Origin of the sequence: Tropicimonas sp. IMCC6043 (assembly GCF_004146235.1) — a bacterium.
Lineage (GTDB): Bacteria > Pseudomonadota > Alphaproteobacteria > Rhodobacterales > Rhodobacteraceae > Tropicimonas.
On record NZ_SELO01000040.1, the window covers coordinates 13,783 to 34,138 of the forward strand.

The following is a 20,356-nucleotide window of genomic DNA, read 5'->3' on the forward strand; positions in this document are numbered from 1 at the left end:
CGTCCACACCATCAGACAAATTCTAACCAGTCTCCGAATGGACAGTGAGCCTGTCCCTTATGACGCGCAGAGTTGACGCCACTCGTCGAGAGCGGCGGCGCGGTTCTTCTTGAAGTTGGCCCTGGAGGAGAGGCTGCGCTCCGAATTGAAATGGTTGAAAACCGAGGCGTGGACGGATGCAAACATTTGTAAACTTCGCATCCGCCGGAAGCGTTGCATCGCCCGTTCTCGTCGTCGGAATGGCAGGTGCGAGTTCTCCGCCCGGTTGTTGAGCCAGCGCCCAGTTTCCTGCCGGTCCACCGCGCCGACCTCCCGCAGCGCAGCACAGTAGGACCGCAGCTTGTCGGTGACGAAGACGTGCGGCCGACCATAGCGTTTCATTGTTTTCTTCAAGAATTTCAATGCGGCCTTCTTGTCGCGTGTCTTCGTCACATAGCTTTCGAGGACCTCGCCCTCCTGGTCGACGGCCCGCCACAAGTAGTGCCGTTCACCGTTGATCTTCACGAACAGGCGAGTGGCGCGGGGGACCTGCACCCCCGCGCTCTCTCAGAACCGGACGTGATACTCTCGCATCATCCGGCTCCCATTGTTCAGCCATATCCGTGCAACAGCGGCCAGTGGGCGAACATCCGGGGTTGGCGTTGCGCAATGCGCAGGAGCCAGTGCCGGGAACGCCGTTTGTGACCACGCAGGGCTTTATACTTTCCGGAAGCCCATCGCGCGAGATATCGCTCGATGTTCCAAAGGGTGGGATACAGAGCGGATGGGCAGAACCGACCGTAGTAGTTGATCCAGCCCCGGATGTACGCGTTGAACATCCGCGCCAGATCATCCAGAGCCTTGTCGCTGCGAAGATGCAATGACCATCGACGGATGGTTCCCCGGATAGCCTTGAGCGCCTTCGGACTGGCGGCAGGACTGAAAGAGACGCCCATGCCCCCGCTCTTCTTGCTCACCAGTCGCGGCCGGAATGTGTAGCCGAGAAAGTCGAACTTGAAGGTCGGGTAAGCGCCCCGTCGGCTCTCATCCTTGCAATAGACGATTTTCGTCTTGTCTGGATGAAGCGTCAGTCCGCACTCAGTCAAACGCGCGTCCAAAGCTGCCCGAAGCGCCGTCGCCTGATCCTCGCTTCCGCAGTGACAGATCGCGTCGTCGGCATACCGTTCGAACGGAATGTCCGGGAAGTTCCGGCACATCCACATGTCGAACGATAGTGTCCCACCGGATGGTGTAGGAGCGCCGACCTTCGGAGAGGTCCAAGGCTGATCAGGTCGCCACGGCGGGCAACCTGACGGTTGGATTGTCAGTGACGCGCGCGAGGGTTTCAAGACTCATGTAGCGCCGCGCGACGGTCCACTCGTCGTTGGTCTCCAGCATCAGAGCACACACGAGGCGAACTATGGCTCCGTCGTTTGGAAAGATCCCGATCACGTCGGCACGCCGTTTGATCTCGCGGTTCACCCGTTCAAGTGGGTTCGTGGAAGCGATCTGGGCCCAGTGCTCGCGGGGAAAGTCCATGTAGGCGAGGACGTCGTCGCGGGAGGCGTCCATGAAGATGCCGAGCTTTTCAATCTTCTCGCGTAACGCGTCGGCGACCACGTCCCACTGGGCCTCGGCGTCGGCCTTGCTCTCCTGGGCGAAGATCGTCTTCAACATCGCCGCCACGGCCGTGCGCTGCTTGGCCGGGGCGTGTGCCAGCGCGTTCCTCATCCAGTGAACGCGACATCTCTGATGGGTTGCGTTGAAGACCCGGCGCGCAGCAGCCCGCAGACCCTTGTGGTCGTCGGCAATCACCAGCTTCACGCCGCGCAGGCCGCGGTCGGCCAGCGAGCGCAGGAAGTCCGTCCAGAAGGTCTCGGCCTCGGAAGGGCCTGTGGCGATGCCCAGAACCTCGCGCTTGCCGTCCTCGTTCACTGCCACGGCCACTATCACGGCACGGCTGACGATCCGTCCGCTCTCGCGGACCTTGAGATAGGTGGCATCGAGCCAGAGGTAGGGCCAGGCGCCCTCCAGTGGCCGGGTGAGGAAAGCCTGCACGCGCTCGTCGATCTCGGCGCAGAGCCGGCTGACCTGGCTCTTCGACATCCCGCCGGCGCCCATCGCCTTCACCAGATCGTCGACCGAGCGCGTCGAGACGCCGTGCACGTAGGCTTCCTGGATGACGGCGACCAGAGCCTTCTCCGCCGTCCGCCGCGGCTCGAGGAAGCTTGGGAGATAGCTGCCCTTGCGCAGCCTCGGGATCGCAAGCTCGATCCGGCCCGCTCGGGTGTCCCAGTCCCGTTGTCGGTATCCGTTGCGTTGAACCTCGCGCAGGGGCGAGCGAGCGCCTTTCATGGCGCCGGTGCGCGCTTCGACTTCCACCTCCATGATCCTGTCGGCCGCGAACGACAGCATGTCGCGGACAAGGTCAGTATCGGCCTGGTTTTCGATCAGCTCGATCAGCGCCATTCTTTCATCGGTCATCGTCGTCTCCGTGTTCGGTTCAAGGTTTCGCAACCCGAACCTTCTCCGAAGCTCGACGGTGGCCACCAGCGTCACCACCGGCCGCGCGCTGCGCTACGCCGGGGGCTCCGCGCGCGGCCTCCTACACCAAGCGTTGGGACACGGCCTGTCGAACGCATAGTGGAGAAAGAGGTTTGCCAGCAGAGGGCTGATTACCCCACCCTGCGGTGTGCCTCGTTCCCTTCCGACGATACTTCCGTCCGGCATCTGCACCGGCGCCTTCAGCCATCTTTCGATGTACAAAAGCACCCATGGGCAATTGGTGTGCTGACGCACTGCCCGCATCAGAAGGTCCGGCTCGATGCTGTCGAAGAAAGCCTTGATGTCGAGATCAAGAACCCAGTCGTAACGCCAGCATCGCTGCCGCGCCACGCCGACTGCATCGAGTGCCGATTTGCCGGGCCGGTATCCATAGGAATTCGGATGGAATCTCGGCTCCACCCTCGGTTCCAGATGTTGTTTGACCACCATCTGCGCGATGCGATCCGCGACCGTGGGTATGCCCAGCGGCCGTGTTTTGCCATCGCTCTTGGGTATATCGACCCGCCGCACCGGCGGCGGAAAGTAACTGCCCGACGACAGCCGATTCCAGAGCTTGTAGAGATTGTTCGAAAGATCAGCCTCGAAGTCCGCAATCGTCTGGCCGTCAACGCCAGCCGCTCCCTGGTTGGCTCTAACCCGCTTGTATGCGTTCCATACCTCCCTTTTCGGAATGGCATATGGCTTTGCCCTACCCACGAGGTTCCTCCCGTCGCCGGTTGTCCCCGCTCCAGAGCTGAACAACGCAACCCCTTCGCTCCAGCCCCATTACAGAACCTTCATCACTACTACGGGTTGCTCCGCCCCTGTGCCTCGCATCGGTACTCTCACCCTCACAGGGACCGCCTGCTTGGGTTTCTCCCTTGTCATCGTGGCGACAGGTTCCCGCGTTCCACACGAAAGCCTGACCCGGAGTCACGCCGCCTTCATGCCGGATGCCATCTGGGCAGAAATCAGGCCGCCTCCCAGACTCGTCCCGGGTTAACGAGTTCCCCCCGGTTTCGACATCATCTTGCACTTTTCGACACGTCATCAGCGGTTCGCTTGCGCTCGTCTCTCCAGACCGTACCTGACGGGCTCGAAGCCCGCCTTTTCTGCAACGCTCACCACCACGGCTCTTTACCGTCGCAGCTTGCAGTGGTTTGAAGCCCGCCCCTGACGGCCGGCTCCGAGGGGCCTACCCTCATCTTTCGTGCAGCTCGGCACCCGCATCAGATGCAGGAGCCTCGCGGCACACTTTCGTCGAGATGCCAATACCATTGCGGCCCGGAACGCAGCCGCTCGGCGCAATTCATGCGGATCTCCGCGGCGAACATCGGCCCGAACCTGTTCCACCAGAACCGAACGGATTCATGGCTGATGTCGATGCCGCGCTCGTGCAGCAGATCCTCGACATTCCTGAGCGACAAAGGGAAGCGCACGTAGAGCATCACCGCCAGGCGGATGATCTCAGGGCTGGTCTTGAAGTATTTGAACGGTTTGCGTTTCGTCATCCGGGGACGCTACTCAGCCCCCTGCCCCATCTCAAGCCACGTTCTTCTGACACCGCCCCCCGATCCGTTCCCGCAAGCGACGGCCACGCCTGAATATGCCGGGAAGAAAGGCCAAGTCTCATGCCAGGGCCGCTGCGCCTGATGGATGCCGGACTCCTCGACGGCGCCCGACCGGAAAGCCGAATTGAGAGCGACGCGCCGGATCAGGTCACCGGCGCGGGGTTGAACAAAACCAAGTCGTTGACGATCCCGAGACGGTCTGCGGCGGTCACATGTTTTCCGCTGGCGGTGTCGAGAATGAGCTGGAAGAGCTCAACGCCGAGATCCTCAATCGTCGTCTCTCCGGTCGCCGCACGGCCGGTATCGAGGTCCACCAAATCGAACCAGCGCGCGGCTAGAGCCGAGTGCGTCACCACTTTGAGCGTTGGAACGGCCGGGAGGTTGTAGGGCGTTCCGCGTCCGGTGGAGAAGACATGCAGGTTCATGCCGGCGGCGAGCTGAAGCGTGCCGCAGACAAAATCTCCCGCCGGAGTCGCGGCGAAGGTCAGGCCCTTGCGGCGGATCCGTTCGCCGGGGCCGGTCACGTCAACCAGTGGCGAAGTGCCTGATTTCGCAACGGAGCCGAGCGATTTCTCAACGATGCCGGAGAGGCCGCCAGCCTTGTTTCCAGGCGTCGTGTTTGCGCTGCGGTCGGCACCTCCACGGGCGAGATAGGCGTCGTACCACGCCATTTCCCGTGCGAGCGACGCCGAGACTTCTGCATCGGCGCAGCGGGGTGCCAACAGGTGCACGGCATCGCGCACCTCGGTGACTTCCGAAAACATGACCGAGCCGCCGGCCCGCACGATCAAATCCGCCGCGCAGCCGATCACCGGGTTGGCGGTGACGCCGGAAAAGGCGTCGCTGCCGCCGCATTGGACGCCGATCACGAGATCGGAAGCGGGGCAGGTCTGCCGCGTACGCCGGTTCAAACGTTCCAGATGGCCTTCGGCCTGTTTCAGGATTGCCTCGATCATCGCCGAAAACCCGGTGAGCGCCGGGTCCTGCAGGATGAGCATCGAGGCTGACGGATCGCCCTCGGGCAGGAGCCATTCCGGCCTCAGCTTTTCGCAGCCAAGGCCAATGATCATCACCTCGCCGCCGAAATTTGGGTTCTTCGCCAAGTTCTGCACGGTACGGATCGGGATGGCGGCATCCGGCGCGTTGATCGCCACACCACAGCCATAGGCATGGTTGAGCGCCACGACACCATCGACATTCGGATAGCGTGGCAGAAGCTCTTTCGTCACCCGGTCCACCACGTGATCGACCACGCCAGCGACGCACTGCACGCTGGTCGAAATCGCGAGGATGTTCCGCGTCCCGACGCTGCCATCGGCATTGCGATAGCCTTCGAAGGTGAACCCGTCCAACGGCGCGGGCGCCTCAGGTTGCGGTGCAGGTGGTGGCAACTCGTCCAACTCGGGAGGTTCCGGCAAGCGGATACGGTGTTCGTTCACCCAAGCGCCCCGGAGCAGATCCTCCGACGCGATCCCGATGGTCACACCGTAGCGCGTAACCTCCCCGTCGCGCGGAATATTCTCCAGCGCGACCTTGTGGCCGACAGGTACCGCTTCGCGTAGCTCGGTGCCGTCGTCAAGCACGGCTCCGGCCTCAAGCCCACCTTCCGCGAGAACCACCGATACATTGTCCGCGCCGTGGATCTTCAATGCGGGGATTTTCGGCCCGGTCATGATCCGTTTCCTGCCTTCTTCCGCTTCACGGCCCGGATCGTGTGGTGGACCGAATATGCAACGGAGATCGCGATCAGCACCCAGAGGAACACCGCAATCGGGCTCTTGGTGAAGAAGATCGTCAGCGTGCCGAAGCTTTCGAGGCTTTTGACGAAATAGACCTCGGCCTGCCCGCCCAGGATGAAGCCGATGATGAAGGGCGCGACCTCGAGCCCGACCTTCTGTCCGAGCCAGGTGAAGACACCGAAGATCAGCAGGGTCCAGACATCGAACATCACGCCGTAATTGATCGCGTAGGCGCCCACGACGCACATCATCAGGATGCCGGGATAGAGCAGGTATTTCGGCACCGTTACCACCTTGGCGATATGCCGGATGGCGAAGAACATCACCAGGAACATCACAAGGTTGGCGAAGATGAGCGAGACCATCATCACGTTCCAAGTGTCGAGGTTCTCGCCGATAAAGAGCGGACCGAGCTGGATCCCTTGCAGCGTGAAGGCGCCGATCAGGACCGCCGTGGTGCTATCACCCGGGATGCCGAGCGACAAGAGTGGGATCAGAGCGCCGCCCGTGAGCCCATTATTGGCGGATTCAGAGGCGATGACACCCTCCGGCGCGCCGGTGCCGAGCTTGTCCGGGTCCTTCGAGAAGTTCTTGGCCTGCGTATAGGAGAGCACCGAGGCGGCGCTGCCACCGACGCCGGGCAGCATGCCGACAAATGTGCCGATGGCGCCCGAACGCGTCAGGTTTACGAACTGTCCCTTGAATATGGAGAAGGAGAACGTCGCGCCCTTCTGATATTTCACACTGTCGAGGGATTCCTCGTGAACGCCCCTCTCCGCTTCCTGAAGGATTGTGCCGAGTCCGAACATGCCGATCAGGACTGGCAGCAGCGAGAAGCCGCTCTCGAGATAGTCGGTGAGGAATTCCGGCATCAGGCGGTATTCGCCATTGCCGCCCACCGAGATGTCATAGGTTCCGATCAACGCGAACCAGATCCCCAATGCGCCGCTGAAGAGCCCGACAAGCAACCGCTGAGAGAGCGATGCAATAACGGTCAGCGCGAAAAGGATGATCAGGAACTTCTCGATATAAGAGAACTTGATGGCGACATCGGCGAGCGTCGGCGCAAAGAGGAAAAGGACTGCCGCGGAAAACAGCCCGCCAAAGAGCGAAGCAGTGATGCCGGTCTTGAGCGCGCGCTCCCCCTGACCTTTCTGGGTCATCGGGTAGCCGTCGAATGTCGTGGTAATCGAGGATGGCGTGCCGGGGATGTTGAGCAGAATCGCCGGCACGAGACCGCCGGAAATGCCGCCAACGTAAAGGCCCAGCAACAGTGCCAGCCCGTTGGTGAGATCGAGGCCATAGGTCATCGGCAGGCAGACAGCGAGCGCCATCGTAGCGGTCATCCCCGGAATGGCGCCGAAGACGATCCCCACCATGACGCCGAAGGCCGTAAGCGCGAAGAACATCGGGGAGAGGTATGAGAATATTTCCATTTCGGTCAGACCCGTCGGCCAGTGTTCAGGGAAGGGTGATGAAGAAGAGCTGCGCCAGCACGTACCACGCCAACAGCGGCGCGATGATCGCATTGGCGAGGATGGCCACAAGCTTCCTGCGATTGAGGTCGTGCACATAGAGCAACGACATCAGCGCCATGAAAGGGATCGACACGAGAAGGAAACCCATGCCAGTATTTGGGAAGAGCTGGCCCACCCAGTTCATCAGCAGAAAATAGGCAACCACAAGCACAAGCGTTCCAAGCAGGCGTAGCCGGTCGTAGTCTAGGCCGTGCTCACGGTAGCTCTCCGACCAGCCCTGCACATGCCGGACGATCTCGCGCCCATGCACGAGGACGATGGAAAGGGCGAGAAGGAACAGAACCCAATGGATGATATGCGGAAAGAACAGATGCGACTGGCTGAAATCGATCGAGACACTGAACAGACCGGTTTCCTGTTCCATGTGGGCCTCCTCCCATGGATCCTGCGTCGGTTTCGGCGGCCCGTCTTGTCTGTCCGGAAGATATGATCCGGTTTTTTCTGGCGCCGACCTGAGCTTGGCGTGGCCCCACCCGTCTGGGGCAGGGCCGCAGATTTCACATTCTCAACGGATGGAGTCGATTATCACTTCATACTGGCCACGCTTTTCCATCAAGTAGGACTGTGCCTCCTCCGAAGGTTTGAAGTTCGGTATGAAGAAGGATTTCTTCTGGGTTTCCTGGATCTCGCCCGCGTCGAAGATCTCTTGCAGGCTGGCGTCGATCTGCTCGATAATCGCCGGATCCATGTCCTTGTTGTAAAGGAAGAAGAATTCCTTGTCGAAGGTGAAGTCCTTCTCGCCATCCTGCGTGACCGACGCGTTCGGGGTGACGTATTGCAGAAGGTCTTCACGCGAGGTCTCGCCCATGCCCTCGGGGTTGGCCTGCTCGATGGTCTCCTTGCGGGCGGTCAGCCAGACGAAGCGCATCGCTTTCTGGTCGTCCTCGGGCAGGCGCGTATATTGCTCGTTGGCCTGCACGGAACCGTTGATCAGGTCGGCCTGACCATCGAAGAGCAACTGGTTCTTGTCGGATTGCGAACCGGTATTCACCGCGACGATGTTTTCCTCGGAGCCGGGATGCTGGATCTTCACCGCGTTTTTCAGCGCCGAGAAGCCGATCTCGGAAACGCCGCCAGGTTGGATCGCGACGCGAATTTTCTCGCCATTTCCCGCTGCGTCGATGATGTCACCGATGGTCTGATAAGGTGAGCTCTTGGGTACGAGATAGGCGTTGCCCGGGTTGATCGCGACGGTCGGACCCACGGTGTATTCCGCAAAGATGTCGTCATAACCCTTCACGCCGTAAAGATTGCCCAGATAGGACTGGTCATGGAAGATCATGACCACGGAACCGTTGGAGACCCGGCCCAACACATTGAAGGCTTCGCTGGCGCCGACCGCATCGACCTTGACATTGATGCCGATATTCTCCGCCAGTGCCTCGGCGACAATGGCGGAGTTCTGGTATGTGTCGCCACCGGTCGATTTCGACCCGATCACCACGCGAAGATTACCGCGCAGCGGCCCGTCAGCGGCCAGCGCCGGCATCGCAACCGCCGCACAGGTCGCCGCAAGGCACAGTGTCTTTGTCAGGTTCTTGAGCATTCTGGTCTCCCTTTTTTCGACACCGCCCTCCCGGCGCGTGTCACTCCATCAGACTTGAACCGGGTTGCTCCCGGTCGTTCCGCGCCGTTTCTCCATACGGGCAGTCGGTTTAGTCGCCCCCTCCCGTATGGCAGCATCCGGCACATGCGACCTTTGTGTAGAGAGAGTCATGCTCTTGGTCAATATATATCATACAAATTTACCGAAACCCCCGCGCTGATGTACGGCAATCTCGCGAAGAAAGTGGATTTTTTTGCGCATTGGCTTTGCCAGATCGAGATATGCGGATGAAGTTTGGGATTGACCCGTCGGCACTTGGTGCTACTTGTATTATAACAAACAAAGGATCGCGAGAAATCATGGCGTCAGCAGAAGGACATCTTGCCGCACGGTCCGGGCGCGGCGCAGGCAAGACGCTCGTCGCGACGGTCACCGCGGCCCTTCTCGATCAAATCGAGGAAGGAAAATACAAGCCGGGCGACAAGCTTCCGAGCGAGGCCCTACTCACGGAAGAGTTCTCCGTCAGCCGCACCGTGATCCGCGAAGCTGTCGCTTCTCTGCGGGCTGATCGCATTGTCGATTCGCGACGTGGATCGGGTGTCTTTGTGCTCGCGCCCATTAAGGCAGAGCATTTGCCCTTCCGAAATGTCGACCCCGGAAAGGTGTCTTCGATTCTTGAGATTCTTGAGGTTCGAATGGCTCTGGAGAGCGAGGCGGCTGCATTGGCTGCGGTGCGTCGCTCTCCCGCGCAGGAAGAGGAGATCATTGCTGCCTTTCGGGAGTTCAGGGCGCGGGCAGAGGCGGGAGAGCACACAACGGAAACGGACTTCCGGCTCCACCTTGCGATCGCCAAGGCAGCGAACAATTCTCGCTTCCCGGAATTCCTTTCGCTGTTCGGTCCCGAGGCGATTCCGCGCCGAACGCTGAGGCCAGACGCATCCGAAAGTGACCTGGCGAAGTATCGTCGCGAATTGTGCGACCAGCACGAAGCAATAGTGAATGCCATTCTCGAGGGGAACGAGGAAGGCGCGCGATCAAGCATGCGCGATCACCTTCGGGCGAGCCAGGCACGCTACAGAAGCTTCCTTCGCCGCGGAATCTGACCGCCGCAACCTATCGGATCGCGGGGCCCGATCCTCGGAGCATCCTTACGTTCTTTTTTCTGAGAGACCCGATAGTTCTTTTGTCCCGACGCTAATGTGACTCGCTGGGGGAACTTGTTTTCCGCCGCGCCGATCCGGCACGGACATCGAGATACAGGCTCTATTCATCACCTCTCTCCATCTCGGAAAACTGCAAGTCAGCTTTTTCTTGCGTCAATCTGTATGATTGGATATAGGATTTTCCAACGGTCGCGACGTAGTTGTCATATGTATTCTGCGCGACAGTGATGTCTTTCTGCAATCGGAGCGCTCAAGGCTCCGCCGGCGACCGGGGAGGAACGTGACGCCATGTCCAAGATCGAAACCACAGGCACCAGCGCACCGAAGGTGACGGCCATGCGGGTTGTCCCGGTTGCGGGACGGGACAGCATGCTGCTCAATCTCAGCGGCGCGCATGGCCCCTATTTCACCCGCAACATCGTGATCTTGACCGATTCCGCCGGACACACGGGGCTGGGCGAGGTTCCCGGTGGCGAAAAGATCCGAAAGACACTGGAGGATGCCATTCCCTTCGTCGTTGGACGTGGAATTGGCGACTATAATGCTGCGCTCAACGCCATGCGCAAGGAATTCGCCGACCGCGATGCGGGCGGGCGCGGGTTGCAAACGTTCGATCTCCGCACAACGATCCATGCCGTCACCGCCGTTGAAGCGGCAATGCTGGACTTGTTCGGTCAGTTCCTCGAATTGCCGGTCGCGGCCCTGCTGGGCGAAGGCCAGCAACGGGATGCCGTGCGCATGCTGGGCTATCTCTTCTATGTCGGTGACCGCAACAAGACGACGCTGGACTATCGCGACGAAAGCGGTGCGACCGACGACTGGGACCGCCTGCGCAACGAGGAAGCGCTGACGCCCGAGACCGTGGTGCGACTGGCCGAGGCAGCGGAGGCACGCTACGGCTTCACCGAGTTCAAACTCAAGGGCGGCGTTCTTGCCGGCGAGGACGAGATGCTGGCCATCGAGGCAATCAAGAGTCGCTTCCCACAAGCAGCCGTCAATATTGACCCGAACGGCGCCTGGTCGCTGGACCAGGCAATCCGGCTTTGCAAGGGGAAGGGCAACATCCTCGCCTATGCCGAGGACCCCTGCGGAGCCGAGGACGGCTATTCAGGGCGCGAAATCATGGCCGAGTTCCGCCGCGCCACCGAGCTGCGGACGGCGACCAACATGGTCGCAACGGACTGGCGGCAGATGGGCCATTCAGTGCTGCTGCAATCAGTCGACATCCCGCTCGCCGACCCGCATTTCTGGACCATGGCCGGCACCGTCCGCGTCGCCCAGATGTGCCGCGACTGGGGGCTGACCTGGGGCTCGCATTCCAACAACCATTTCGACATCTCGTTGGCGATGTTCACCCATGCCGGCGGTGCCGCCCCGGGCGAGATCGCTTCGCTCGACACGCACTGGATCTGGCAGGACGGCCAGCAACTTACCAAGGAGCCGCCGAAGATCGTCGACTCGATGGTCGCCGTGACCGGGCCGGGCCTCGGCATCGAGCCCGACATGGGCCGGATCGAGGCCGCGCACGAGCTTTACAGGAAGAAGGGCCTTGGCGCGCGAGACGATGCCGCCGCGATGCAGTTCCTGATTCCCGACTGGAAATTCGACAACAAGCGCCCGTGCCTGGTGCGGTAAGGAGGACAGACAATGCGCCCCAACAGACTTCGCGAGATCTGGGCTCGCGGCGAAGCCGCGGTGAACGGCTGGCTGGCTGTGCCTTCCGGGTTTTCCGCCGAGACCATGGCCCATCAGGGCTGGGATTCCCTGACCGTGGACCTTCAGCACGGCGTCGTGGATTACCAGGCCGCCGTCTCGATGTTCCAGGCGATCTCGACCACCGATACCGTACCGATGGCGCGCGTGCCCTGGCTCGACCCGGCGCACCTGATGAAGATCATCGATGCCGGCGCCTATGCGGTGATCTGCCCGATGATCAACTCCGCCGAAGATGCCGAGAAGCTGGTGAGCTACACCCATTACCCGCCGATGGGCACCCGGAGCTTCGGCCCGATCCGCGGGCTGCTCTATGGCGGGCCGGACTATCCGCAGCACGCGAATGACACCATCGTCACCTTCGCCATGATCGAGACGCGGCAAGGGCTCGACAATCTCGACGAGATCCTGAAGGTCGAAGGGCTCGACGCCGTCTATATCGGCCCCTCCGATCTGTCGCTCGCCCTCGGATGCACGCCCACCTTCGACGAGGTCGACAAGCCGGTCGCCGAGGCCATCGAACTGATCGTCCGCAAGGCCACCGAGGCCGGCAAGATCCCCGCCATTCACAACGGCACCCCCGAATTCGCGCTCAAGCGGATCGAGATGGGGTTCCGTTTCGTGACCATATCCTCTGACGCCAGGCTGATGGCCGCGGGCTCGCAGCAGGTTCTCGGCAAGATGCGCGCCGGCAAACCCAAAGGTGATGTGGGCGGCTACTGAAATGCAACTGGAGATATCACAATGAGCAAACTCGGATTCATCGGCCTCGGCATCATGGGCAAGCCCATGGCGGGGCACCTTATCGCGGCGGGCCACGAGCTTTACCTCAACTCGATCCCGGCGGTTCCCGCGGAATTGGTTGAGGCGGGCGGGATCGCCTGCGCGACCGGCAAGGAAGTCGCGGAAAAGTCGGACATCATCTTCGTCATGGTGCCGGACACACCGCATGTCGAGGCGGTTCTGTTCGGAGAGAACGGCGTCGCTGAGGGCCTGACACAGGGAAAAACCGTGGTCGACAACAGCTCGATCTCGCCAATGGCCACCAAGGAATTCGCGGCGAAGATCAACGAGCTTGGCTGTGACTACCTCGACGGGCCGGTCTCCGGCGGCGAGGTCGGCGCAAAGAACGGGACGCTCTCCATCATGTGCGGCGGCTCCGAGGAGACTTTCGCCAAGGTGAAGCCGCTGCTGGACCTGATGGGCGGAAACGTCACGCTGGTTGGCGGCAATGGTGACGGGCAGACCTGCAAGGTCGCCAACCAGATCATCGTGGCGCTGAATATCGAGGCCGTGGGCGAGGCGCTGCTCTTTGCCTCCAAGATGGGCGCCGATCCGGCCCGGGTGCGCGAGGCGTTGATGGGCGGTTTCGCGTCCTCCAAGATCCTCGAAATCCACGGCGACCGCATGGTCAAGCGCACCTTCGATCCGGGCTTCCGCATCGAGTTGCACCAAAAGGATCTCAACCTCGCGCTGTCCAATGCGCGCCAGATGGGCCTCAGCCTACCGAACACCGCCACCGCGCAGGAGCTTTTCAATGCTTGCGCCGCGAATGGCGGTTCCGCCTGGGACCATTCGGCGATGGTCAAGGCGCTGGAAATGCTGGCCAATCACGAGGTCGCCTGAGCCATGGCGGCTCCCGAGGCGCTCCTGCGGAGCATGTTCGATGCGGCGGTCGCGGCGGCTCAGCCCGACCTCTGTGTTCCACCCGTTCTCCCTGCCATGCCCGCGCAGGGGCGCCTCGTGGTGATCGGCGCCGGAAAGGCCTCCGCCGCCATGGCGCAGGCCGCCGAGCGCCATTACGGCCAGCCCCTGGAGGGGCTGGTCGTTACCCGTTACGGCCATGCCGTTCCCTGCGAGGGGATCGAGATCGTCGAGGCCGCCCACCCCGTTCCCGATGAGCCGGGCCTGGACGCCGCGCGGCGGATGCTGTCGCTGGTGCAGGGCCTGACAGAAGAAGACACGGTTCTCTGCCTGATTTCCGGCGGGGGATCCGCGCTGCTCCCCTCCCCGCTCGACGGGATCACGCTGGCCGAGAAGCAGGCCGTCAACCGCGAGTTGCTGAAATGCGGCGCGACGATTGACGAAATGAACTGCCTGCGTCGGCATCTCTCGGCAATCAAGGGCGGGCGCCTGGCCGCCGCATGTGCCCCGGCGCGGGTGATCAACCTGTTGATCTCCGACGTGCCGGGCGACGATCCGGTCAACATCGCCTCCGGCCCGACGGTGGGCGACCCGACGACGCGCGGCGATGCGCTGGAGATCGTCAACCGTTACCGTCTCGAAGTGCCCGATACTGTCCGCGAGGCGCTCGCATCGGACCGTTGCGAGAGCGTGAAGCCGGACGACCCACGTCTCGCCCGTGTCGAGACGCATCTTGTTGCCACGCCCCAGCAGTCGCTTCTTGCTGCAGAGAAAGTCGCGCGCGACTCGGGCTATGCGGTGCGTATCCTCGGAGATTCTATCGAGGGCGAGGCCCGCGAAGTGGCCATCGTAATGTCCGGGATCACGCAGCAGGTTCTGCAGCACGCACAGCCTTTTCGACGCCCCTGTGTCCTGCTCTCCGGCGGGGAAACGACGGTCACCGTGCGCGGCGATGGCCGTGGCGGGCGCAACGTGGAATTCCTGCTGTCCCTTGCCGTGGCTCTTGGTGGAGCGCCCGGTGTCTATGCGCTGGCTGGGGACACCGATGGCGTGGACGGCGCGACCGAAGTGGCGGGCGCCGTGATCGGCCCCGAAACACTCGCCAAGGCTCGGAAAGCAGGGATCTCGCCGCGAGCAAGCCTGGAAAGCAACGATGGCCACGGCTTTTTCGAAGCGCTCGGCGACCAGGTCATCACCGGCCCCACGCTGACCAATGTCAACGATTTCCGCGCGATCCTTGTCGATTGACGCCTGTCACCAAAGGGAATTTCGATCCCGCATATTATCGGACGTTTCCTTTCGGTTTCAGTAAACGACTCGCTGCAGGTCGTCGGCTGCGCTTCCGAGCAACACTCTGACGGTGCTGTCATTTGTGGACGGCCCCGGTTTTGCAAGGGATTTTGTGAGATACAGTGATCGAAGCAGGTTGCGGTCATTTGTCCGGCCTGTTGAAGCGGTGCATATGACCGCTGGCCTTGATGAAGTCCGCGTGCCGGGTCCCAATCAGACAGACGAGCTTTAAAGCCCCGACAGCACCTCGGGGTATCCCTGCAGCGGTTCCGTTCGATCATCATCACTCACGTTTGCCCTTGCATTCCTTCGCGGCGACACTTGGCGGCCGCATGTGTCTCCTTATGTCAGATGACCGGTTCGGCCCTGTAGATTTCGCCCTTCGCAAGCAGTGCCCATGCGGTTCGGGCGGTCTTGTTGGCGATAGCCACAGTGACGAGCCTCGTTGGCTTGCGTTCCAGAAGGGATCGGACCCAGGCGCCATTCCGCGTCTGGTTGGTGTCGGCGCGCCGCGTCAACGACGTCGCACCCACGACCAGCAATCGGCGCAGGTAGCCGTTGCCCATCTTCGAAACGCGCCCAAGCCGGTCCCTTCCACCGGATGAGTTCTGTCTTGGCACGAGCCCCAGCCAGGCCGCAAACTGTCGACCGGAACGGAAGACGGTCGGATCCGGCACGCTGGCCGCGAGCGCCGTGGCGGTGATGATGCCCACACCGGGGATCGTCTCGAGCCGCTGGCTTGCCTCGTTCTGCCGGTGCCAGGCAAGCAACTGTTGTTCGATGTTTCGGATCCCTTCGGCCAGGTTCTCGAGTTGCGACCCCAGTTCCAGAAGCGCGGAGCGGGCGATCGCCGGCAAGGTCAAATCACCCGGCTCACTCAGGCGCCTGACGAGGGCGAAAACCCTTGCGGGCCCCTGGGCCGCAACGATCCCGAATTCCGCAAGCTGTGCCCGGATCGCATTGAGGATCATGGTCCGCTGCCGCATCAGCAGGTCGCGCGACCGATGCAGGACAAGGACACTCTGCTGCTCTTCGTTCTTGGCAGGCACGAAGCGCATGTTTGGCCGCGTGACGGCCTCGCAGATCGCCTCGGCGTCTGCCGCATCGTTTTTCTGCCTCTTTACGTATGGTTTCACGTACGCGGGCGGGATCAACCGGACCTCATGACCGAGAGCGGCGATCTCCCGCGCCCAAAAATGTGAGGTCGGGCAGGCTTCCATGCCGATCAGGCAGGGCTCAAGCTTGCCGAGAAAAACGAGCACCGCGCCCCGCCGCAGCTTCTTCTGCAAAACGACAGCGCCATCAGCATCCACCCCGTGAAGCTGAAACACAGACTTGGCCAGATCGATCCCGAGTGTTGTAATCTCCATGTGGTCGGCTCCTCTCCTTTGTTGGCTTTCACACAGTACCAACATGGCACAATGCGATGCCGTTCGGGTGGGGCCGTCCACACCATCAGACGAATTCGAACCGGTCTCTGAATGGACAGTGAGCTTGCCCTTTATTCCGCGCCGAGTTGACGCCACTCGTCGAGGGCGGCGGCGCGGTTCTTCTTGAAGTTGGCTCTGGAGGAGAGGCTGCGCTCCGAGTTGAAATGGTTGAAGACCGAGGCCTGGATGGCCGCGAACATCTGTAGCCGCCTGTGAACCCATGCTCGTCACGGAGCCGTTCGAAGATCCGCTTGGCCGTGTGACGCTGCTTTCGCGGCACCGGTCTGGAGACGCCGCATTGTAGCTGGGACAATTCAATGAACGGCCGGAGTGGGCCGGTCGCGTCGCAACCAAAACGGACTTTGTCCGAGCGATCTGTAGCCCCGGGAGTCCGCTTCGAGTCGTTCGGACGGGATCCAGTCGGTCGGTCGAAGGGCCGAGCATCCTACCAACGTTTAAGTGATAGCGTCGGCGTCCGAACAGGCCTGCAACAGCACATTTGCACCTGCTAAGCGACGATTCCTACGGTTCCGAATAGTGGACTCGTCAAACGTTGAGGTGGCGTTGATGTAAAACGCGACATCAAAAACTTGATCGGCCGAGGCCGACTTCAAGTATTTGATATCGTGTAGGATTTCTGGTTGCGTGGGTAGGATTTGAACCTACGACCTTCAGGTTATGAGCCTGACGAAACGGGAAGCGCGACCGCCTCATAAACGCATCCGGTCCTCCCTGCGGGGTCGTTCCGGCCGATAGAGACCACGTCTTTCGCCGGTCTCAGGATCGGTATCGAGGTAGGTGCCTTGCCGGCGCCGAATATGATCCACGAACTGAGTCAGCGCATCGACCTGGTCTTTCTTGGTCGAATTCGGAAACTGCAGGAGTTCGCGAAGGAAGGTGTCGGACCAGGGTCGGTTCGTGGGGATTACCAGCTTCCCCGACTTGATCCAGTCTGTCTCAATGACAAAGCGCTCGATCTTTCCGTCAATCGGCTGCACACCGCGGTAGACGCCACTGGCCTCCTTGCGCAAAATGTCGAGCGCGCCGGACCCCAGATTGGTATTCTCAATAAGAACACGGTCTGCTCTCCATTGACGGCGCAATGCTCGGATCCGGTCAAGCAGGTCCGGGAACTTGAACTTCCCCCTCATGGCATCGACCAGGTACCAGCGTTCCTCGCCGTCGTGCCAACCAAAGGTCAGTCCGGCCGAGTACGCGGAAGTGGGGCCGTCCTTGACGGCGGTATCCCAGCTCTGGACATGGCGCAAAATCAGGTGAGGGTCAGGGATCTCGTCAACGAGGTGAAGGTCCTCCATCGAGAGGAACTCACCCATGCCCGGCGAGGGATCCTGCAGGTACTGGGCCTGGTAGGCATAATTGCCGATCTCGGCCCGGATCTGATCGAGTACTTCCTTCGGCTCGCGATCCGGGCTCAGGATGTCACCGATTTCGCGAATCCACGGCCTTCCGCCAAAGAGGGGAATCTCCTGGCGGGTCTGAGCGATCGACGGAAGGCACAGGTGCCGAAACGTGCCCTTTTCGATCAGGTAGGCTGCAAAATCGTCCTCGTGGAGGCGCTGCTGGATCGAGACGATCCTCGCGTCGCCCTTGTTGTCCAGACGCGAGAACAGCGACTCGTCGAAAAAGGTTCTCGCCTGCTCCCGGATGACCTCCGACTGGACGTCAGCCGCCTTGGCAAGGTCATCGATGACGATGACATCGGCTCCGAACCCGGTGACCGACCCTCCAAGGGAGACGGCATGTCGGCCGCCACCCCGCGTGGTCTTCATATGGTCGACCCGCGCGTGGCGCGGGTCGATCCGCATCTCCGGGAAGAGCCGTCGATAGAGCGGGCTTTCGATGAGGCGGCGGAAGAGCGTCGCCTGCTCCCGGGCAAGTTCGCCGCCGTAGCTCACCACCATGATCTTCATTTCAGGACGATGTCCGAGCAGGAAGGCCGGAAACAACACCGATCCGCAGACCGACTTCAGATGCCGCGGGGCAATGGAGATCATCAGGCGCGGAGACCGCCCGTTCACCACTTCTTGCAGGGCGAAGCACATCGCCTCGAGATAGGGGGCCTGCGCCAGCGTCTTGCCCGGATGGAGAACCTCGAAGGCCTCGATCAGGAAGAGGTACAGGTTCTGTCTGCAGGCGAAGTCAGTAATGTCACCCTTCGAGAAGGAAAGCACGTCAGTCATCGGACGCCTCCAACTGGTTTGCGAGGAACAGGTCATCGACCGCCCCCCCCATCATCGCCGCAAGGGCGGCAAGCACAGGCCGATCGTCGCGCGCCGCTTCCGCCGCCGCTGCTTCTGTCTCGATCGCCTCCCGTTCCAGGGCATTCTGCAGCATCGGCAGGAGCTTCAGAAGTTTGTCCGAGGCGCGCGCGTCCCCCTCGAGCGCGCTCTTCAGCGTCTGCCGAAAGAAGGCTTCGAGCGCGGTGATCTTCCGGCGCTTGCCGTTCTCGGTGATCACCACCGGTCGAAGAAGCGTCTCACGAAGCATCGTGTCCACGTTCTTCGAGCCTTTCGGCCGGCCCTTCGGGTTGCCCGACTGACCCTTCTTGAACTGCGTGTGCTTCGGAGGCCGGCCGTAGCCGACCTCGTAGTCTTTCCCGGGATCAGACATTGCTCGCCTCCATCGGGTTAGTGGTACCGACAACCGCGGCACGCTCGTTGAACGTCTCTCCCGTCTCGGCGTGCGCCGCCGTCCTCCCGGTCATCTCCTGCCAGCGGCGGATGGCAACATCGACATAGGCCGGGTCGAGTTCGATCAGCCGCGCCCGGCGACCGGTTTTCTCGGCGGCCAGCAGCGTCGCACCGGAGCCGCCGAAAGCGTCCAGCACGACGTCTCCGCGGTGACTCACATCCATGATTGCGTCGGCGACCAGCGCCGTCGGCTTGACGGTCGGGTGATCGGCGAGATCCGCCTCGCGACCTTTGCCGAAGCTGTTGACGCCGGCATAGTCCCAGACATTGGTCCGGTTGCGACAGTGCTTGCCCAGCTCGACATTGTTGATGTGCGGCGCCCCAGGTTTCTTGAAGACGCAGACCATCTCGTGCTTGGAACGGTAGAGGCTGCCCATGCCGCCATTGGTCTTGTTCCAGACGCAGAGGTTGATCAGCTCGAAGCCGCCGGACTTGCCGGTCGCGATCAGCTCCTCGATGTGCCGCCAGTCCATGCAGACCATGGCGATGGCGCCCTCGGCCATCTTTTCCCAAGTTTCCGCAAGGAAGGTCGCAAGGAAGGTGCGGAATTCGCTGTCCGACATCTCGCCGGACGCCATGGCGAACTCGCGATGATCGCCACCATTGCCCGAGCGGACATGACCGTTCACCGAGACGTTGTACGGCGGGTCTGTGAAGACCATCCCGGCCATCTCGCCATCAAGGACACGGGCGTAGCTGGCTTCCTCCAGCGAATTGCCGCAGAGGATGCGGTGATCGCCAAGGACCCAGAGATCGCCAGCCTGCGTGATGACAGGTTTCGCCGGATCGGGCTCTTCGACGGTTTCCGAAGGAGTGGATTCAGCTTCGCCAACCCCACCAATGATAATGTCGATTTCCGGCGTCTCGAAGCCGGTGATGTCGAGGCTGAAGTCGAGGTCACCATCGAGACTCAGATCCATCAGGTCGGCGAACTCGATCTGCAGCGCCTCTTCGTTCCAGTCGGAGAGTTCGGCCAGCCTGTTATCGGCGATCCGCAGCGCCCGCACCTCGGCCGGGCTCAGGTGATCAGCGACCACGGTCGGAACCGTGGTGAGGCCGAGCGCCTTGGCAGCTTCCAGGCGACCGTGGCCAGCAATGATGACGCCGTCGGAATCCACCAGGATCGGCATGACAAAGCCGAACTTGGCCACCGAGGCTTTCAGCTTGCCGACGTTCTTCGCCGTGTGGATACGGTTGTTGTTTGCATAGGGTTTGAGGTCGGCGACCCGGGTCTGGGTGACCTTGTCAGCCATCCAGATGGGTTTGGTCGATGCCGGGGCAGCGGGTTTTGTGGGACGGGCACGCATTTACGTCTCCATTCATAGATGCCGTGGGAACGGCGAAGGTCAGAATGGATCGCGTCGGGGATACGGAGAGAGCATTCACAGCAACTCCCCGGACCGATGGATCCGGTTTGTTGCCGCTTCGAATGCTCTCTGCTGGGCACGGTGCCCATGTGAGTGCTGCCAGGGTGGCGATTTAGCCCCC

The 20,356-nt window shown here is 61.6% G+C and carries 17 protein-coding genes and 2 pseudogenes; 5 read left to right on the forward strand and 14 right to left on the reverse strand.

Annotation, left to right across the window (positions count from 1 at the left end):
• Window positions 1-57: 57 nt before the first annotated feature.
• From EU800_RS21670 to EU800_RS21715, 9 genes and pseudogenes are all read right to left on the reverse strand, one after another.
• Window positions 58-510: pseudogene (locus EU800_RS21670) on the reverse strand (transposase); the annotation flags it as partial.
• A gap of 80 nt (window positions 511-590) precedes the next feature.
• On the reverse strand, window positions 591-1,196 hold the full coding sequence (locus EU800_RS21675; protein ID WP_207209962.1) for a group II intron maturase-specific domain-containing protein: 606 nt from the start codon (window positions 1,194-1,196) through the stop codon (window positions 591-593).
• Window positions 1,197-1,266: 70 nt separating this feature from the next.
• Entirely contained in the window at window positions 1,267-2,463 is a 1,197-nt protein-coding gene (locus tag EU800_RS21680; protein ID WP_129635612.1) for an IS256 family transposase, read from the reverse strand.
• 93 nt (window positions 2,464-2,556) lie between these two features.
• Window positions 2,557-3,240 carry a group II intron reverse transcriptase/maturase gene (gene ltrA / locus EU800_RS21685; protein ID WP_207209963.1) on the reverse strand — a complete coding sequence of 228 codons (684 nt, stop codon included), beginning with the start codon at window positions 3,238-3,240 and terminating at the stop codon, window positions 2,557-2,559.
• Window positions 3,241-3,779: 539 nt separating this feature from the next.
• Window positions 3,780-4,034, reverse strand: a pseudogene (locus tag EU800_RS21695) (IS6 family transposase); the annotation flags it as partial.
• 203 nt (window positions 4,035-4,237) lie between these two features.
• Window positions 4,238-5,767 carry a galactarate dehydratase gene (garD, locus tag EU800_RS21700; RefSeq protein WP_129635613.1) on the reverse strand — a complete coding sequence of 510 codons (1,530 nt, stop codon included), beginning with the start codon at window positions 5,765-5,767 and terminating at the stop codon, window positions 4,238-4,240.
• Entirely contained in the window at window positions 5,764-7,269 is a 1,506-nt protein-coding gene (locus EU800_RS21705) for a tripartite tricarboxylate transporter permease (protein ID WP_129635614.1), read from the reverse strand. The genes garD and EU800_RS21705 overlap by 4 nt, the downstream gene beginning before the upstream one ends.
• Before the next feature lie 25 nt (window positions 7,270-7,294).
• On the reverse strand, window positions 7,295-7,735 hold the full coding sequence (locus EU800_RS21710) for a tripartite tricarboxylate transporter TctB family protein (RefSeq protein ID WP_129635615.1): 441 nt from the start codon (window positions 7,733-7,735) through the stop codon (window positions 7,295-7,297).
• A 141-nt stretch (window positions 7,736-7,876) separates the two neighbouring features.
• Window positions 7,877-8,917 carry an ABC transporter substrate-binding protein gene (locus EU800_RS21715; RefSeq protein ID WP_129635616.1) on the reverse strand — a complete coding sequence of 347 codons (1,041 nt, stop codon included), beginning with the start codon at window positions 8,915-8,917 and terminating at the stop codon, window positions 7,877-7,879.
• Window positions 8,918-9,276: 359 nt separating this feature from the next.
• On the opposite strand from EU800_RS21715, the gene EU800_RS21720 reads away from it, so the two are divergent.
• The 5 genes from EU800_RS21720 to EU800_RS21740 all read left to right on the forward strand — a co-directional run bounded on the left by EU800_RS21720 (window position 9,277) and on the right by EU800_RS21740 (window position 14,685).
• Window positions 9,277-10,020, forward strand: a complete 744-nt coding sequence (locus EU800_RS21720; RefSeq protein ID WP_129635625.1) for a FadR/GntR family transcriptional regulator — start codon at window positions 9,277-9,279, stop codon at window positions 10,018-10,020.
• A 348-nt stretch (window positions 10,021-10,368) separates the two neighbouring features.
• Entirely contained in the window at window positions 10,369-11,715 is a 1,347-nt protein-coding gene (locus tag EU800_RS21725; RefSeq protein WP_129635617.1) for an enolase C-terminal domain-like protein, read from the forward strand.
• 12 nt (window positions 11,716-11,727) lie between these two features.
• Window positions 11,728-12,516, forward strand: a complete 789-nt coding sequence (locus EU800_RS21730) for an HpcH/HpaI aldolase/citrate lyase family protein (protein ID WP_129635618.1) — start codon at window positions 11,728-11,730, stop codon at window positions 12,514-12,516.
• Window positions 12,517-12,537: 21 nt separating this feature from the next.
• Window positions 12,538-13,419: a 2-hydroxy-3-oxopropionate reductase gene (gene glxR / locus EU800_RS21735; protein WP_129635619.1), complete on the forward strand. Its 882-nt coding sequence runs from the start codon at window positions 12,538-12,540 to the stop codon at window positions 13,417-13,419.
• Window positions 13,420-13,422: 3 nt separating this feature from the next.
• Window positions 13,423-14,685, forward strand: coding sequence for a glycerate kinase (locus EU800_RS21740; protein ID WP_129635620.1), 1,263 nt, complete (start codon window positions 13,423-13,425; stop codon window positions 14,683-14,685).
• 389 nt (window positions 14,686-15,074) lie between these two features.
• Here EU800_RS21740 and EU800_RS21745 read toward each other — a convergent pair whose 3' ends face one another.
• The 5 genes from EU800_RS21745 to EU800_RS21770 form a co-directional block, all read right to left on the reverse strand.
• A complete protein-coding gene (locus EU800_RS21745) occupies window positions 15,075-16,097 on the reverse strand; it encodes an IS110 family transposase (RefSeq protein ID WP_129635621.1) in 1,023 nt (340 codons plus the stop codon).
• A gap of 131 nt (window positions 16,098-16,228) precedes the next feature.
• Entirely contained in the window at window positions 16,229-16,357 is a 129-nt protein-coding gene (locus tag EU800_RS21750) for a hypothetical protein (RefSeq protein WP_371685657.1), read from the reverse strand.
• 510 nt (window positions 16,358-16,867) lie between these two features.
• Complete coding sequence (gene terL / locus EU800_RS21760) at window positions 16,868-18,358, reverse strand: phage terminase large subunit (protein WP_165354792.1); 1,491 nt, start codon at window positions 18,356-18,358, stop codon at window positions 16,868-16,870.
• Complete coding sequence (locus EU800_RS21765) at window positions 18,351-18,788, reverse strand: DUF5681 domain-containing protein (protein WP_129635623.1); 438 nt, start codon at window positions 18,786-18,788, stop codon at window positions 18,351-18,353. Before EU800_RS21765 ends, terL begins: the two co-directional genes overlap by 8 nt.
• Window positions 18,781-20,121 (reverse strand): DNA methyltransferase, encoded by a 1,341-nt coding sequence (locus EU800_RS21770; RefSeq protein ID WP_129635624.1) that lies wholly within the window; start codon window positions 20,119-20,121, stop codon window positions 18,781-18,783. The genes EU800_RS21765 and EU800_RS21770 overlap by 8 nt, the downstream gene beginning before the upstream one ends.
• Between the last annotated feature and the right edge of the window lie 235 nt (window positions 20,122-20,356).